14 protein-coding genes are annotated in these 16,460 nt (G+C 69.7%); 11 read left to right on the top strand and 3 right to left on the bottom strand.

Annotated elements, in window-relative coordinates; all coding sequences use genetic code 11:
* Positions 1 to 74 precede the first annotated feature (74 nt).
* Positions 75 to 1,721, bottom strand: coding sequence for an alpha/beta hydrolase (locus tag ACFYXM_RS22450; RefSeq protein WP_389291717.1), 1,647 nt, complete (start codon positions 1,719 to 1,721; stop codon positions 75 to 77).
* A 996-nt stretch (positions 1,722 to 2,717) separates the two neighbouring features.
* Between ACFYXM_RS22450 and ACFYXM_RS22445 the strand changes: the two genes are divergently transcribed.
* From ACFYXM_RS22445 to ACFYXM_RS22430, 4 genes are all read left to right on the top strand, one after another.
* On the top strand, positions 2,718 to 3,281 hold the full coding sequence (locus tag ACFYXM_RS22445; RefSeq protein ID WP_389291715.1) for a haloacid dehalogenase-like hydrolase: 564 nt from the start codon (positions 2,718 to 2,720) through the stop codon (positions 3,279 to 3,281).
* Positions 3,282 to 3,710: 429 nt separating this feature from the next.
* Positions 3,711 to 4,283 carry a hypothetical protein gene (locus tag ACFYXM_RS22440; RefSeq protein ID WP_389291713.1) on the top strand — a complete coding sequence of 191 codons (573 nt, stop codon included), beginning with the start codon at positions 3,711 to 3,713 and terminating at the stop codon, positions 4,281 to 4,283.
* Positions 4,284 to 4,364: 81 nt separating this feature from the next.
* Positions 4,365 to 5,285, top strand: a complete 921-nt coding sequence (locus ACFYXM_RS22435; protein ID WP_389291711.1) for an erythromycin esterase family protein — start codon at positions 4,365 to 4,367, stop codon at positions 5,283 to 5,285.
* A 203-nt stretch (positions 5,286 to 5,488) separates the two neighbouring features.
* Positions 5,489 to 7,297, top strand: a complete 1,809-nt coding sequence (locus tag ACFYXM_RS22430) for a LamG-like jellyroll fold domain-containing protein (protein WP_389291709.1) — start codon at positions 5,489 to 5,491, stop codon at positions 7,295 to 7,297.
* 102 nt (positions 7,298 to 7,399) lie between these two features.
* Here the strand turns inward: ACFYXM_RS22430 and ACFYXM_RS22425 are convergent, their stop codons facing one another.
* A complete protein-coding gene (locus ACFYXM_RS22425; protein WP_389291708.1) occupies positions 7,400 to 8,083 on the bottom strand; it encodes a pirin family protein in 684 nt (227 codons plus the stop codon).
* A 222-nt stretch (positions 8,084 to 8,305) separates the two neighbouring features.
* Between ACFYXM_RS22425 and ACFYXM_RS22420 the strand changes: the two genes are divergently transcribed.
* The 5 genes from ACFYXM_RS22420 (at position 8,306) to fabF (ending at position 13,205) form a co-directional block, all read left to right on the top strand.
* The gene (locus ACFYXM_RS22420) at positions 8,306 to 9,505 is read left to right on the top strand and encodes a helix-turn-helix domain-containing protein (protein WP_351519913.1); all 1,200 of its coding nucleotides are present in this window, start codon (positions 8,306 to 8,308) and stop codon (positions 9,503 to 9,505) included.
* An 89-nt stretch (positions 9,506 to 9,594) separates the two neighbouring features.
* Positions 9,595 to 10,509: an ACP S-malonyltransferase gene (locus tag ACFYXM_RS22415; RefSeq protein WP_389291840.1), complete on the top strand. Its 915-nt coding sequence runs from the start codon at positions 9,595 to 9,597 to the stop codon at positions 10,507 to 10,509.
* A gap of 13 nt (positions 10,510 to 10,522) precedes the next feature.
* Positions 10,523 to 11,554, top strand: a complete 1,032-nt coding sequence (locus tag ACFYXM_RS22410; RefSeq protein ID WP_389291706.1) for a ketoacyl-ACP synthase III — start codon at positions 10,523 to 10,525, stop codon at positions 11,552 to 11,554.
* Positions 11,555 to 11,616: 62 nt separating this feature from the next.
* The gene (locus ACFYXM_RS22405; protein WP_072483507.1) at positions 11,617 to 11,865 is read left to right on the top strand and encodes an acyl carrier protein; all 249 of its coding nucleotides are present in this window, start codon (positions 11,617 to 11,619) and stop codon (positions 11,863 to 11,865) included.
* A gap of 77 nt (positions 11,866 to 11,942) precedes the next feature.
* A complete protein-coding gene (gene fabF, locus ACFYXM_RS22400) occupies positions 11,943 to 13,205 on the top strand; it encodes a beta-ketoacyl-ACP synthase II (RefSeq protein ID WP_360107626.1) in 1,263 nt (420 codons plus the stop codon).
* A 252-nt stretch (positions 13,206 to 13,457) separates the two neighbouring features.
* Here the strand turns inward: fabF and ACFYXM_RS22395 are convergent, their stop codons facing one another.
* A complete protein-coding gene (locus ACFYXM_RS22395; protein WP_351519908.1) occupies positions 13,458 to 13,952 on the bottom strand; it encodes a DUF3145 domain-containing protein in 495 nt (164 codons plus the stop codon).
* Between the two features lie 344 nt (positions 13,953 to 14,296).
* Here ACFYXM_RS22395 and ACFYXM_RS22390 point away from each other — a divergent pair, with 344 nt between their 5' ends.
* Together ACFYXM_RS22390 and ACFYXM_RS22385 are read left to right on the top strand one after the other, a co-directional pair.
* A complete protein-coding gene (locus ACFYXM_RS22390) occupies positions 14,297 to 15,211 on the top strand; it encodes an SGNH/GDSL hydrolase family protein (RefSeq protein WP_389291703.1) in 915 nt (304 codons plus the stop codon).
* A gap of 127 nt (positions 15,212 to 15,338) precedes the next feature.
* Positions 15,339 to 16,385, top strand: coding sequence for an aldose epimerase family protein (locus ACFYXM_RS22385; RefSeq protein ID WP_389291702.1), 1,047 nt, complete (start codon positions 15,339 to 15,341; stop codon positions 16,383 to 16,385).
* The last annotated feature ends 75 nt before the right edge of the window (positions 16,386 to 16,460 follow it).

Below are 16,460 nucleotides of genomic sequence, written 5' to 3'. Positions count from 1 at the left end.
GATTCCGCACCCGGCCAGCAGCACACCTGCCAGCGCTGCCGAAAGAAACGTCCGCACAGCGCGCCTTACGTGCTTCACCTGTATTCTTCCTTGATTACGTCTTCGGGTTTCCCTGCGACGATCGCCGCAATGTTCGCCGCGGACACCATGTCTTTCTCCGGCGTGAAGTACTGGGAGTGGGCATCGAAGCCGCCCATCTCAAGAATGGGCTTGGACCCGGGATCGACTTTGAATCGCTGCGCCCCGAAAGCCTCACTGGCCGGGTCCTTGCCGAAGTAGATGTCGTCATCGCCCCTGTCGAAGACATCGCCGTACAATAAGACCCCCAAGGGGCCGGCGAGAAGAACCTCGCCCTTCGTCGGGAGATGGGTAACCGGGTCATTCTCTGCGGAGCCGACGAAAACATGCTCCTTGCCGACACTGAAATCTTGTGCCTTGTCGAAGCCGACTCCGGGACTACCCAGCAAGATGACATCGTCCACTCCTGGAATACCGTCGGCCTGCTTGGCCGCGGTTCCCACCGTGAGAGATCCATAGGAGTGGCCTATGGCGGTCAGGTGAGGGTCACCGTTCTCGTTGGCGGCTTCCAGTCCAGCCATGAAATTGTTGTAGGCGGGTGCGCCTTTCTCTGCATCGCCGGTGCTCATGACATCGAGACTTTGCGGAGCGTCGTAGCCAAGCCAGACGATCGACGCGCTGGACGGATCAGTGTCTTGAGCACCGAGGGCCGTATCCTGGGCGCGCTTCATCGTACCCTCGACAAATTCCTTGTCGAGTTTTGTCCCCAAGCCAGGAACGTACGCCGATACGTTCCGTGACGTGTCAGGGTTTCCGTAGGCGACGATCGCGCGGCCGTTTCCGTCGTCCCCGATACCCAGCAGGAACATCGGGGGATGGCTGGGTTTTTTCAGTTTTTCTTCGATCAGCCGCAGCGCGTCCAGCTTCGTACGCGCCTCATCACCATCCTGTCCCGCCAACGAGTCGATGAGCACCGGCAGGTAGTTGCGGTTGGCTTCGTCACGCGCTGTCGCCGGAACACCATCGAGACTGCCGACCAGGTCCGGGGCGATCTCCAAGTACTCCTGCCGCTGCTCGTCGCTGAGGCCGTCCCACCAAGCCTTGCTCTCGAACGGGGTCTTGCTCTGCGGAATACCTGCATCCAGGTACTTGTCCGCAGCCGTGCGCACCGCATCCGTGTCACGGAAGACGTCTTCCACCATCGCCTTCGTGACATCAAGGCCCTTGGCCGCCTTGAGCTTGTCCAGCGTCCGTGCGTACCTGCTGTCAATGTCGGCAGCAGCGCGAACAGCCCGCGCAATCCGGTCCGCGATGGCCTGCGCCTTCTCCGCGTTCGGGTTGAGCGGCTTGAGCGGCGAACGCGCATTCCCGCCCCATCCGGGTGGTTCGAGCGGAAGGCGCGCACTGCCCTGCACCTTGCCGCCGGGGGCGTCCTGCTCCCCGGTAAGCGTCTCGGCCACGGCTGCCGGGTAGCTGATGGAACCGTCCTCGTGGACGGAGAACTTCAGCGCAGCGGCGTCTTCAAGGGCCTGTTTCAGTTGGTTCTGTGGCTCGGCCAGTTCGGACACCAGGCCGTTCAGGGCCGTACGAATGAGGCCACACTCGGTGTGCAGGTACTGGAAGTTGCGGCTCAACCGCTTCAGACGCCCGATCGCCGCTTCAGCCGACTCACTCTCCTGGGTCTCGCGCAGTTTCGCCGACATCGCACTATCGACCTCTGTGCGACTGGCATCCGACCTTCCGGACACCTCGTTCCATCCGTCCCCTGCGTCATCGAATTCGGACGGCTTCAGGTCCCGTAACTGCAACCAAGTGAGTCCTGCGGCGGTCACCGATGCTCACGTCCCGCTTGGGTGGCCTTGAGAGACTTCCCCACCGCAATGTCGGTTTCACCCATTTCCTTAGCGACCTTCTGCAGAGCGCCTTCGAGGTAGTGACACTCGTCCCTCACCGCTGCGAGGCGCTCCTCCCAGGACTTCAGAACGTTCTTGAGCGAAGACGCAGAGGCAAATCCGGCCGCACCCGACACAACGCCTTCATGGCGGAGGTCGAGACTACTGCGGCTCCTCTCCGTACTCGCCCGTAATGCACTGGCGGTACTTGAAGCATTCGTCCACGGGCCACCGCTGTGCTTCAGGTTCCCGGTTCCGACACCTGCCGTGTCTGGTGTCAAGGAGGCCAGCGAGGCAAGAGTCATCCGAGCTTCACCCCCCTCCGACGTTCCCGAATGCGTCGTCGGATCGAACAGTTCCTGCCGGCCCGGCGGATAGGACACGGACGCCACCCCACTCGTCTTCCCTTATGCGAACGCGAACGGTGACACTATCTCAGCTTCCCAGTCGGCGAACACACGCAAAGCGGATTTGCGCCAGAATCAACTCCCGCTCTGTAGCAAGGGAGTACGAGCCTTCACAAGAGTTCGGCATCTCAGTTTCAGCTTTCGCGGAGCCGACGCCTGGCAGTCGGGTGGTCGTGGTCGACGCCGTAGATCCGGTGGCGCGGCATCTGCTCGTCGTGTCATCTGCGGAATCGTGAGAACCAGGTCCCGTTGGCCTTCTGCTCGGGCATGGCCTGCCCCTGCACGGAATCACCAGTAAGGGCTGTCCCGTAATCCCCGGCGGGCGCGCGACGACAGCTGCGGCACCTCGCCGTGTTGTCGGAACATCCGCATACATCCAGTATGCGAACGCCCCTCCGCCTTGCGATGCAGCACACCTGACGCCGTACGCCGGTCCACCACGGATTACGGGACAGCCCTTACCCGGGCCATGTTCGAGGCCTTCGCTCAGTGCTCCGCCGAACGGCACCGTCGGCGCGCTCACGAACTGCGGGAACGCGGGCACGCTCTGCCCGGTGCCGCGGCCGCGGTGTCGGCGCTCGCGGCGACGGACGGCGTCGTGCAGACCGTCGTCACGGGGAACATCCGGCCCGTCACCGAGACTGAACTCGTCGTGTTCGGCCTCGACACCCACGTCCTGTTCCCGTACGGCGGATACGGCGAAGACCATGACGACCGTGCCGAACTCGTCCGCACGGCCATGACCCGGAGCGCGGAAGCGCTCGGCGGCCCGATCAAAGCGGCGAATGTCCTGTTGATCGGGGAAACTCCCGCTGACGTGGCCGCCGCACGTTCCGCGGGAGTCCCCGTCCTCAGCGTCGCCACCGGCCGCTCAACACTGCACACCCTCGCCGAAGCCGGAGCCGCACACGTCATCCCGAACCTTCAGAACCTCCCGGCGCTCTTTGTCGCGCTCCGCCGATGAGGAGTTGCCGGAGGGTGTCCTTCTCCGGCGCGACGTACACCGGCCGCCGGCCCTCTGTGCGGTCGAGGGCGAACCAGCCCACGGCCTCGCGCAGGAACGCGGCCGGGTCCGGCCAGGCCGGCGGAACGTGGACCTCGCGCAGGGTGTCGATCAGGTCCGGGAAACGACTTTGGGGCCTCGGTCGGGGCGTGGTGCGGCTGGTTGGCCGCTACTGGCCGTGATTCCTGCTGGGGTGTGGAGACAGTTCCGGCGTGTTAGGTGCTCTGCGATCATGTCGAGATGTCAATCGCTGTCTCCGTACCGTGCCCGACGTGTTCGGGGCGCGCCCGCCCCGCCTGGTCGCAGAGTCCTGCGCCGCGCTGGGCCGCGCTGGCCGGCACAGCGTGTGTGGAGTGGGCGGACGGCACTCTTTGCAGCCTGCCGCTGGACTTGCGTGAGCCGTTCCCCAGGGCGGAGTCGCTGCCGCTGCCCGGCGAGGAGCGGGTGGTCAGGGTAAACGGTCCCTTCCTCGCCGATGGCCGAGCCCCGTTCTGGGCGCTGTTCGAGCCTGCTCTCGCCGCGCTGAACGGGCTGGACGAATATCCGGACTTGATGCGGAACTGTGCGATGACCGCTTGCACGCCCCTTGCCGTGCTCGCCCGGGGAAACGGGTACGCCTGGTTACGAGTCCGAGTGGAGGAGGTCACGAAGCTGGTCGAGGTCGCAGACAGATTCCCGCCCTCGACTGCCGGGTCATTGGAAAACTTACTCCCTCCGGATGGGGCCGGGCTGACGACCAGCCAGGCCGCTTCGGACGGCCTGCGCTACTACGACTGGTCGCTTCAGAGCGACATCGGGTGCTGGGCGGTGTGCACCGACGACGAGCACGGCATGGCGATCCTGCTCTACGGGCAGTGGACTTTCGATCAGGACGACGTCGCTCTTGGCCATCGCCCGCTCTCCCCGTCCGAGACCGCCCTACTGCGGGCCGCGTGGCCGGACCTGCGTCCCGGCCGCAGCTGATGATCCACTGCCCGAGGGCCAAGAGCGGCAGCCACAGCCGGGCGGCGGCACGCCATGCTGTCGCGTAACCGGGGTGCTGTTGTGCTTGCCGATTGGTTCCGCGAGCACTCCAGCACCCTGACCACCCTTGATCCCGAGCAGCCCCTCGACGACCTCGAAGTGCTCCGGGAGATCGTCGACGATGCCCGGGTTGTGGCAGTCGGTGAGGGCGCCCACTTCGTCGAAGAGTTCTCGCACGCACGCCAGCGGGTGCTGCGCTTTCTCGCCGAACGCTGTGGATTCACCGTCTTCGCCATGGAGTTCGGCTTCAGCGAAGCCTTCCCCCTCGACCGGTGGCTGCTGGGCGAGGGCGACGACGGGGACCTGGCGAAAGTATGCCGGGCCGCCGCCGAATGGAGCGCCGCAGATCTCATGCACTGGCTGCGCCACCACAACCGCACCAGCGGACACCCCTTGCGCTTCGCCGGCCTCGACATCCCCGAGGCCGGCGGGGCGCTGCGACCTGCCCTGGAGCCGGTGGCCGAATACCTGCGCGATATCGACCCCGACGCACTCCCCCTCGTCGATACGGTCCTGGAGATCAGCGACCGGTTCCTCAAGGGCTGCGGTTCCGGCGCCACGGCCGCGCCCGCATGGGCCGGCCTGGAGACCGCCGAGCACAACAAACTGACTGCCGTACTGGCACGGCTGTTGCTGCGGCTGTGCGCCGTCGAACCGCTCTACGTCTCCCGCAACAGCCAGAGCCGCTTCGACATCGCCCGGCGCCGGGTGGAAGCGGCCTGCCACACCGACTACATGTTCCAGGCGGGAAACGCGCTGATGTCCGGTCGGGGCCTGGCCGCGGACCTGTCGGTGCGAGAGATCTACCTGGCCGAGTCCCTGCGCTGGCACCTGGACCACGCCGAACCGGGGACCCGGATAGTCCTTGCGGCACGACGACAACGCGGGAGGCGGAGTCGCAGGGCGTCGGGAGCCCGCTCCCTACTGCTCCCCAGGTCGTAAGCTGCGGCGGTCCGGTAACGACCTGGGGAACAATAGGGAGTGGATCAGCGAGCGGCGTCATGCGGCTTCGAATCCAAGGCGGAGGAGGGAGGCGACGCAGAGCGTCGGTGACCGACGACAACGCGGGAGGCGGAGTCGCAGGGCGTCGGGAGCCCGCTCCCTATTGCTCCCCAGGTCGTAAGTGTGCGCGGGAGGGGTTCGTCGTGGTGCAGCCGTTGGAGCAAGGGGATCCGAGCTTCCTGGGTGACTACCGGGTGGTGGGTCGCCTGGGCGAAGGCGGGATGGGGCGGGTCTTCCTGGGGCGTTCACCGAGCGGGCGGTCCGTGGCGATCAAGATGGTGCACGCGTCGCTGGTGCACGAGCCGGAGTTCCGGGCCCGGTTCCGTAGCGAGGTTCAGGCGTCGCGAGCGGTCGGGGGAGCCTTCACCGCCCCGGTGATCGACGCCGACACGGAGGCCGAACAGCCCTGGATGGTCTCCAGCTACATCGCCGGTCCTTCGCTCCACCAGGTGATCGCCGACCAGGGGGTCCTGCCGCCGGTGACGCTGGCCGCGCTGGCTGCGGGCCTGGCCGAAGCCCTGGTCTCCATCCACCGGGCCGGGCTGGTGCACCGCGATCTGAAGCCCTCCAACGTGCTGCTCGCCGACGACGGCCCGCGCGTCATCGACTTCGGTATCGCCCGGGCGTTCGACGCCACCAGCCTCACCAGGACCGGGGTCACCATCGGCTCGGCGGGCTTCATGTCCCCCGAGCAGGTCAACGGCGGCCAGATCACCGCGGCCAGCGATGTCTTCTCCCTGGGCGCGGTGCTGGCCTTCGCAGCCATCGGCGTTGGTCCGTTCGGCGTGGGGTCGGCGCCCGTCATGCTCTACCGCATCGTGCACGAGGCCCCGGACCTGGAGGCCGTCCCGGACCCCGCGCTGCGTGCCCTGCTGGCCGACTGTCTGGCCAAGGAACCGGCGCTCCGCCCCACTCCGCAGCAGATCCTCCGGCGGGTGGCCCCGGCCGTTCCCTGGGCCGGTCACATACCGGCGGCCGACCACTCGGCCGCCGACGGACAGGCCGGCGTGCCCACGCGGCGCGCCACCCTCGCGGAGATGTTCACCCAGTACAGCGGGATGCGGCTCTCCTCGTCGGTGGCGTCCGGCGGGCAGTCACCCGCGCCGGGTGACCCCCGCTGGTCCGTACGCCGCGACGCGACGGCCCCGGCCGCCTCCCAGGTTCCGGGCAGCGCTGCCGGAGCCTACGAGAAGGTGGCGGCCCCCGTGGCTCCGTCCTCCATATCCGAGTCCGGGCCGGTGCCTGGGCCCGCGCCGGTACCTGCGGGGTCCGTGCCCGGGTACGAGTTCGAGCCCGCGCTCAGGTCCGTGCCCGGGACCGGCTCCGGGCCGGTGCCCGCGGGGCCTCGCCCCGTCGGGGCCTGGCGGCTCGACGAACGTTCCGGAGTACGGGCGATGGACATCACCGGACGCCACCACGCCACGGCCACGGCGGTCAGGTGGGGTACGAGCCACGGTGAGGGCGCCGAGTTCAACGGGTTCAGCAGTGAAGTGGCCACCGATTCCGCGGTGATCGACACCGCGCGCGGCAGCTTCACCGTCAGCGCATGGGTCCGGCTCGGTGTGATCCCCCCGCACTTCGTCACCGCGGTCAGCCAGGACGGTGAGGAGACCAGCGGCTTCTACCTCCAGTACTCCTCCGACGAAGGCCGCTGGGCCTTCGCCCGCCCGGATCTGCGCGTCACTTCGAGGACCGAGCCGGTCGCCGGTGAATGGACCCACCTGACCGGTGTCTGCGACAGCTTCGCCGGGGAGCTGCGTCTCTTCGTGAACGGCGTCCAGGAGGGTTCGGTCCGCGACAGGATCCTGATCGTGTCCGAGGGGCCCTTCGTCATCGGCCGCGCCCGATACGGCAGGAGGCCGGTCGATCACTTCCCGGGCGGCATCAAGGACGTCATGGTCTTCGACCGTGCCCTCACCGAGGCGGAGATCAGCGGCCTGCTCCGGCCGTGATCCGGCTGGAGCCCCGGCACCGGCGCGCAGGCGCTCGCGTCGGGCGGCCCGGGCGGGGACGGCTCCGGGTGATCGGCCTGACCTCCTGACCGGCCCGGGGATTCAGGCGGGCAGTTCCCAGATCAGCACCTCGGCCGGTTCCTCTTCGGTCGGGCCCGCCGTCGCCGTCAGCCCCAGACCCGTCTCGCCCGTGATCCGCGCCGCGTCGCCGACGCCGAGTTCCGGGCCCTCCTCATCGCCGATCCGGACCGTGCCGGCCACCACGTGGACGTACACCCGCGCCGCGTCCGGCACTGCCGCGCGCTCCCCCGCGGCCAGTCTGCGCACGTGCAGCCCGGCGCCCGCGGCCGGGACGGCGTACGGGGTGTCGTCGGCGAGCTCCGGGAGGGTCGTGTACGCGGGGTCGCCGCCCGGCTCCAGCGGGGTCAGCCACATCTGGATGAACGTCAGCGGCCGGTCCCGGTCGTTGCGTTCGACGTGGCGGACGCCCGCCGCGGCGCTCAGGTGCTGGAGGCCGCCGGGCCGTACGACCGTGGCACGGCCGGTCGAGTCGCGGTGGGTCAGCTCGCCCTCGACGACCCAGGTGACGATCTCCGTGTGGCTGTGCGGGTGTTCGTCGAAGCCCGCACCGGGGGCCAGCCGTTCCTCGTTGCAGGCCACGACCGGGCCGAAGCGCACGTTGTCGGGGTCGTAGAAGGAACCGAAGGAAAAGGCGTGCCGCGTCTCGATGCCGGCCGCCTCGTCCCCGCCCCGGAACCGGTCCTCGGAACGCTGTACGGAGATCACCCGCCCACGGTAGCCCGTCACGAATCACGATTCGCCCCTCCGTCCGGATGCCGGTACGCAACCCCGGTACAGAACCCCGCTACGGAAACCGGTGTTGAAGCCTGTACGGGCCGCGCCCGCCGCGCGGACCTGCGGCCTCGCGGCCCCGCCGTACGACCCGCCACCGACCCGCCACCGCCCCGGCCCTCCGAGCACGTGGCCGGATAAGGCAGTCTTGTGTGCGTGTCCCGACCCGATCCTGAGCAGCCCGCTGCGCACGACGCCCACCTGCACGCCGCGACCCTGAAGCGGCTGGAGCAGTCCTCCGGCCGCCTGGCCGCCAACGCGATCGCCCGCATGGACGAGACGCTGCCGTGGTACCGGGCGATGCCCCCGGAGAACCGGTCCTGGATCGGCCTGGTGGCCCAGGCCGGGATCGCGGCGTTCACCGAGTGGTTCCGGCATCCGGAGACCCCGCAGGCGATCTCCACCGATGTGTTCGGCACCGCGCCGCGCGAGCTGACCCGGGCAATCACCCTGCGGCAGACCGTCGAGATGGTGCGCACCACGATCGAGGTCATGGAGGCCGCGATCGAGGAGGTCGCCGCGCCCGGTGACGAGTCGGCGCTGCGTGAGGCGCTGCTCGTCTACGCGCGGGAGATCGCCTTCGCCACCGCCCAGGTGTACGCGCAGGCCGCGGAGGCCCGTGGCGCCTGGGACGCGCGGCTGGAATCGCTCGTCGTGAACGCGGTGCTGTCCGGCGAGGCCGACGAGGGTGCCGTGTCGCGTGCCGCGGCGCTCGGCTGGAACTCGCCGGAGCACGTCTGCGTCGTCCTCGGCACGGCCCCGGACGGCGACAGCGAGCTGACCGTGGAGGCCATCCGGCGCGCCGCCCGGCACGCCAAGCTCCAGGTCCTGACCGGGGTGCTGGGCAACCGCCTGGTGGTCATCGCGGGCGGCAGCGACAATCCGCTGCAGGTCGCGAAGGCGCTGATCGGGCCGTACGCGGCGGGGCCGGTCGTCGCCGGTCCGGTGGTCCCCGACCTGCTGGCGGCCACCCGGTCCGCGCAGGCGGCGGCGGCCGGGCTGAAGGCGTGCCGGGCCTGGCAGGACGCGCCGCGCCCGGTGCTCGCCGACGATCTGCTGCCGGAGCGCGCGATGGCGGGCGACCCCGCCGCGCGGGACCAACTGGTGGAGGAGATCTACAGACCGCTGGAGGAAGCGGGCTCCGCCCTGCTGGAGACGCTGAGTGTGTATCTGGAGCAGGCGAGCAGTCTGGAGGGCGCGGCACGCATGCTGTTCGTCCACCCCAACACCGTGCGCTACCGGCTCCGACGTGTGACTGACGTCACCGGATGGTCGCCATCGGATGTCCGCTCGGCGTTCACTCTGCGAATCGCCCTGATTCTGGGGCGCCTGGCTGCTGGGGATACGCAGACCTAGACTTTTGTCGAACGTCAACAATTCCCCCTACGGTTCTTCGTCCCTGTCCTCACGGGCGTGGCGAACCGTTCACAAGAGAGAGTGTGAGGGTGCTCGTACTCGTCGCTCCCGGCCAAGGCGCTCAGACGCCCGGCTTCCTGACCCCCTGGCTCGATCTCCCCGGCGCCGCCGACCGCGTCGCGGCCTGGTCCGAGGCCATCGGGCTCGACCTCGTCCACTACGGCACGAAGGCCGACGCGGAGGAGATCCGCGACACCGCGGTGGCGCAGCCGCTGCTGGTCGCAGCCGGTCTGCTCTCCGCCGCCGCGCTCGACGCATCGCCCGACATCGTCGCCGGTCACAGCGTGGGTGAGATCACCGCCGCGGCGCTCGCCGGGGTCATCGGCGACGAGGCGGCGCTCCGTCTCGTACGGGCCCGTGGGCTCGCCATGGCCGACGCCGCCGCGATCACCGAGACCGGCATGGCGGCGCTGCTCGGCGGCGACCCGGAGGTCACGGTCCCGCATCTGGAGATGCTCGGGCTGACCGCGGCGAACGTCAACGGGGGCGGCCAGATCGTCGCCGCCGGCACCGCGGAGCAGCTGGCCGCGCTGGCCGAGGACAAGCCGGAGGGAGTGCGCCGGGTGGTGCCCCTCAAGGTCGCCGGTGCCTTCCACACGTGCCACATGGCTCCCGCCGTCGAGCGGCTGCGCGAGGCGTCGCTGGAGCTGAAGATCAGCGACCCGACCGTGACGTACGTGTCGAACGCCGACGGCAGGTCCGTGGCGACCGGTGACGAGGTCGTCTCCCGGCTGGTCGGCCAGGTGGCGAACCCGGTCCGCTGGGACCTGTGCATGGAGACCTTCAGGGAGATGGGCGTCACGGCGCTCATCGAGGCTTGCCCCGGCGGCACGCTCACGGGGCTCGCCAAGCGCGCCCTGCCCGGTGTGCAGACGCTCGCGCTGAAGACCCCTGACGACCTCGAAGCGGCTCGCGCGCTCCTCATCGAGCACGCGGGCGCCTAAGGAGCCCGAGAGCATGTCGAAGATCAAGCCCGCCCAGGGCGCTCCGTACGCGCGGATCATGGGCGTCGGCGGCTACCGCCCGACCCGTGTCGTGCCCAACGAGGTGATCCTCGAGAAGATCGACTCGTCCGACGAGTGGATCCGCTCGCGCTCCGGCATCGTCACCCGCCACTGGGCGAACGACGAGGAGACCGTCTCCGCGATGTCCGTGGAGGCGGCCGGGAAGGCCCTCGCGGACGCCGGGATCGGTCCGGACCAGGTCGGTGCCGTGGTCGTCTCCACCGTCTCGCACTTCGCGCAGACGCCCGCGATCGCCACCGAGATCGCCGACAAGCTGGGCACCGACAAGGCCGCCGCGTTCGACATCTCGGCGGGCTGCGCCGGATTCGGCTACGGCCTGACGCTCGCCAAGGGCATGGTCGTCGAGGGCTCCGCGGAGTACGTCGTCGTCATCGGCGTGGAGCGGCTGAGCGACCTGACCGACCTGGAGGACCGGGCGACGGCCTTCCTGTTCGGTGACGGCGCGGGCGCCGTCGTCGTCGGTCCGTCCAAGGAGCCCGCGATCGGCCCGACCGTGTGGGGATCCGAGGGCGACAAGGCCGGCACGATCAAGCAGACCGTGCCGTGGAACGAGTTCCACATCGGCGACGTCTCCCAGCTGCCGCTCGACTCCCAGGGCAATGTCAAGTTCCCGGCCATCACGCAGGAGGGCCAGGCGGTCTTCCGCTGGGCCGTCTTCGAGATGGCGAAGGTCGCGCAGCAGGCGCTGGACGCGGCCGGGATCAGCCCGGAAGACCTGGACGTCTTCATTCCGCACCAGGCCAACATGCGGATCATCGACTCGATGGTGAAGACCCTCAAACTGCCGGAGCACGTCACGGTCGCCCGTGACGTGGAGACCACCGGCAACACGTCCGCCGCCTCGATTCCGCTCGCGATGGAGCGGCTTCTGGCGACCGGTCAGGCCAAGAGCGGCGACACCGCGCTCATCATCGGCTTCGGGGCGGGTCTCGTGTACGCCGCGACGGTCGTTACCCTCCCCTAGACACACCAGGCCATTCGGCCCGGACGTCCGAACCCCGCAGAAACATGTGAAGGAGCGCCAACATGGCCGCCACCCAGGAAGAGATCGTCAAGGGTCTCGCCGAGATCGTCAACGAGATCGCCGGTATCCCGGTCGAGGACGTCCAGCTGGACAAGTCCTTCACCGATGACCTGGACGTCGACTCGCTGTCCATGGTCGAGGTCGTCGTCGCCGCCGAGGAGCGCTTCGACGTGAAGATCCCCGACGAGGACGTCAAGAACCTCAAGACGGTCGGTGACGCTGCCGACTACATCCTCAAGCACCAGGGCTGACGGGCCCGGTACCTGTGTCGCCACCCGGCGGTGGCGCCGCTGATTCACGACCCTCTACACGTGGAGAAGATTTTCCAGTGAGCTCGACCAATCGCACCGTGGTCGTCACCGGTATCGGCGCAACCACTCCGCTGGGTGGCGACTCGGCGTCGACCTGGGAAGGTCTGATGGCCGGTCGTTCCGGCGTCAAGCCTCTTGAGGGCGAACGTTTCGCTGAACTGCCCGTCCGGATCGCGGCCGTCGCGGCCGTCGACCCGGGCGACGTCCTGCCCCGCCCGCTCGCCCGCAAGCTGGACCGCTCGGCGCAGTTCGCGCTGATCGCGGCCCGCGAGGCGTGGGCGGACGCCGGCTTCACCGGCAAGGCCGGTGAGGACGGCTCGGTCCGGCCCGAGCGGCTGGGCGCGGTCGTCGCCTCCGGCATCGGCGGCGTGACCACCCTGCTCGACCAGTACGACGTGCTGAAGGAGAAGGGCGTACGCCGCGTCTCCCCGCACACCGTGCCCATGCTCATGCCGAACGGCCCGGCGGCCAACGTCGGCCTGGAGGTCAACGCCCAGGCCGGTGTGCACACTCCGGTCTCCGCCTGCGCCTCCGGCGCCGAGGCGGTCGGGTACGCCATCGAGATGATCCGTACCGGCCGTGCCGACGTGGTCCTCGCCGGTGGCACCGAGGCCGCGATCCACCCGCTGCCGATCGCCGCGTTCGCCAACATGATGGCGATGTCCAAGAACAACGACGAGCCGCAGAAGGCGTCGCGTCCGTACGACACCGGCCGTGACGGTTTCGTGCTCGGCGAGGGCGCCGGCGTCGTCGTCCTGGAGTCCGCGGAGCACGCCGCGGCGCGCGGCGCCAAGGTCTACTGCGAGGTGCTGGGCCAGGGCCTGTCCGCGGACGCCCACCACATCGCGCAGCCCGAACCGAGCGGTCGCGGCATCGCCGCCGCGCTGCAGAACCTGCTGGACCAGTCGGACCTCAAGCCGTCCGAGGTCGTGCACCTCAACGCGCACGCCACGTCGACGCCGCAGGGCGACATCGCGGAGCTGAAGGCGCTGCGCAAGATCCTCGGCGACGACCTCGACCATGTCGCGATCTCCGCGACGAAGTCGATGACCGGTCACCTCCTCGGTGGCGCGGGCGGTGTCGAGACCGTGGCCACGGTCCTGGCGCTGCACCACCGCACGGCTCCCCCGACGATCAACGTGGACCACCTCGACGAGGAGGTGGAGGCGGACATCGTGCGCGACGAGCCGCGACCGCTGCCCGAGGGGTCCATCGCCGCGATCAACAACTCGTTCGGGTTCGGCGGCCACAACGTCGTCCTGGCGTTCCGCAGCGTCTGACCCGCGACGGTGCCCGGCCCCGGCCGGGACATACGACGAAGCCCGCCTCCCCCTGTGGGAGGCGGGCTCTCGCGTTGTACGGGTGTCCGGAGGAGACGCCCCGTCACGGATTTCCGGAAGGGGCACCCCGTCACGGACGTGCGAAGAGACCGTCCTGTCATGGGCGTCCGCAGCAGCCGTCCTGTCACAGACGTCCGGAGCAGCCGTCCCGCCACGGGCGTCCGGAGGAACCGCCTCCGGCTCGCGCGGCCGTCACACCACCTGGTGCAGCCACCGCACCGGCGCGCCCTCGCCCGCGTGCCGGAAGGGTTCCAGCTCGTCGTCCCACGGCTTGCCGAGCAGTTTGGCGATCTCTTCCTGCAGATCGCTCTCGCCCCGCATGGACCTCGCCAGCGCCGCGCGCAGCCGGTCCTCGGGCACCAGGATGTCGCCGTGCATGCCGGTGACGGCGTGGAAGATGCCCAGTTCGGGCGTGGAGCTGTAGCGCTCGCCCTCGGTCTTGGGGCTCGGCTCCGCCGTCACCTCGAAGCGCAGCATGTCCCAGCCGCGCAACGCGGAGGCCAGCTTCGACGCGGTGCCCGGCCGGGCCTGCCAGGAGAACTCGGACCGCCAGGTGCCGGGCGCGGCCGGTTGCCGGACCCAGTCCAGCTGCACGCGTACACCGAGGACACCGGCCACCGCCCATTCGACATGGGGACAGAGCGCGCGCGGTGCGGAGTGAACGTACAGGACTCCACGTGTCGTCACCGGGACCTCCAGTGTGGGACGAAGTTCGCCTTCCCCAGCTGCCTCGCGCCCGAACCGTCACTTCTCGGCCGGATCCCGAGGTTGTCATCAGTAAACAGCATCGGGGTGAATCTCCTGAAAAGGGACAGTATGTGACGTGGTGTGATTTACGGAAAGCCACCCGAGTGGAGCCGGGCGTGGGAACGCGCCGCTGGTTCGACGAGGAAAAGCTACCGCGACACGACGCCCGGGGTGTGACGTACGGTCGGTCCGGGCACATCATTCGCCCTGGCCCCGCGGGGCACCCGGGCCCGCCATCCGGTGCCACCAGGGAATGCCGGGGGCACGACCGAGGGGACCACAGCATGCAGGACCGTTCCGCCCGTCGCCGCCCGCGGATCGCGACCGCCGTCCTGGCAGCGGTCGCGGTGCTGGGCTCCGCCGTGCTGTCGGGCTGCGACTCCGACGGGGACGGTACGCCGAAGGGGGCGGCGGCCGGGAAGCGGACGCCGCCTGCGGCCGGTCCGGTCTGGGACCGCAGCCCGAAGTCGCTGGCCGCCGTCGGGGATTCCATCACGCGCGGCTTCGACGCCTGTTCGGTGCTGACGGACTGTCCGGAGGTGTCCTGGGCCACTGGCACGGACAACATGGTGCGCAGTCTCGCGGTGCGGCTGCTCGGCGAGCCGGGGGCCGCCGCGCGCAGTTGGAACCACGCCCGGACGGGGGCCAGGATCGCGCAGCTGCCGGAGCAGATGGTGCTGGCCACGAAGGAGAAGCCGGAGCTGGTGACGGTGATGATCGGCGCCAACGACGCCTGCCGGGACTCGGCCCGGTACATGACGCCGGTGGCCGATTTCCGTTCTTCTTTCGAGACGGCGATGCGCCAGTTGCGCGCCGGGGCGCCCAAGGCGCAGGTGTATGTGTCGAGCGTGCCGGATCTCATGCGGCTCTGGTCGACGGGGCGGGACAAAGAGCTGGTCAAGCGGATCTGGAGCCTGGGGGTCTGCCGGTCGATGCTGAGCGACCCGGACGACATGGGCGCGGAGGCCGTGGCCAGGCGGGCCTCGGTACGGAAGCGCGTCGTGGCGTACAACGAGGTGCTGCGGGACGTGTGCGCGAAGGACACGCGGTGCCGTTACGACGGCGGGGCGGTCTTCGCGTACCCGTTCACCGGGGCGCAGCTGAGCCAGTGGGACTGGTTCCATCCCGGGCGCGACGGGCAGGCCCGGCTGGCGGAGATCGCGTACCGGAACGTCACGGCGGAGCGGCCTCCGGCCTGAGCCCGGCAAAGGGCGCGGGGCCGGACAGGTGCTCGGGAGGGCATGCGGGGCGGAAGGGTGCGCGAGCGGCGGTCTTCGAGCCGGGAGCCCGCTCCCTCTTGCTCCCCGGGTCGTAAGGTTGGCGATCATGGACAGGAGTTCGGGCACGGTGGTCCGTGCGGAGGAGTTCGGCACCCTGGCGGACGGCACCGTCGTGCACCGCTGGACGCTGGAGCGGGACGGCACGCGGGTACGCGTGCTGACGTACGGCGGCATCGTGCAGTCGGTGGAGGTGCCCGACCGGGACGGGGTGCGGGCGGAGGTGGCGCTCGGGCTGCCGGATCCCGCCGGGTACGAGGCGTTCCCCGGTCCGTACATGGGCGCGCTGGTCGGGCGGTACGCGAACCGGATCGGCGGGGCGTGTTTCGAACTGGACGGGCGCACGCACCGGCTCACGCGCAACGAGGGGCGCAATCATGTGCACGGCGGCGCCAGGGGCTTCGACAAGCGCGTGTGGCGGGCACGGGAGGTCGCCGAGGGTGTGGAGCTGTCCCTGGTCTCGGAGGACGGCGAGGAGGGGTTCCCGGGGCGCCTGACGGTCTCGGCGGCGTACACCCTGGACGAGGGCGGGGCACTGCGGATCGCGTACCGGGCGGCGACGGACGCCCCGACCGTGCTGAACCTGACGAATCACACGTACTGGAACCTCGCGGGCGTCGGCCCGGCCACGGTCAGGGAGGCGGGTACGGGGGCAGGCACGGACGCCGAGAGCGGAGACGCGCTGGGGCAGGTGCTGCGGATCGTGGCCGGGCGGATCACGCCCGTGGACGGCGAGTCGCTGCCGACGGGCGAGTTCCTGCCGGTGGACGGGACGCGGTTCGACTTCCGCGAGCCGAAGAAGCTCGGGCCCGGCTACGACCACAACTTCGTGCTGGACGAACCCGGCGCGGGTCCGGCGGCCGAGCTGTACGACCCGAGGTCGGGCCGCTTCCTGACCGTCACCACGACGGAGCCGGGGCTCCAGCTGTACACGGCGGACCACTTCGACGGGCGGCCGTTCGGGCCGTGCGCCGGGATCGCGCTGGAGACGCAGCACTTCCCGGACTCCCCGAACCGGCCCGGGTTCCCGAGCACGGTGCTGCGGCCCGGCGAGGAGTTCGTCTCGACGACGGTGTACGGGTTCGGGGCACGCTGAGATGCCGTGACGGGAGCGGTCCGGCGGGCCCGCACACCAAGACCGCCGGAGCGCGGGCGTGCCGGAACGGGTTCC

The sequence above is a fragment of the Streptomyces sp. NPDC002476 genome (genome assembly GCF_042889785.1).
In the GTDB taxonomy this organism is placed as follows: domain Bacteria; phylum Actinomycetota; class Actinomycetes; order Streptomycetales; family Streptomycetaceae; genus Streptomyces.
Note: the sequence above shows the minus strand (reverse complement) of the source record. Positions and strands in the feature narration are given on the sequence as shown.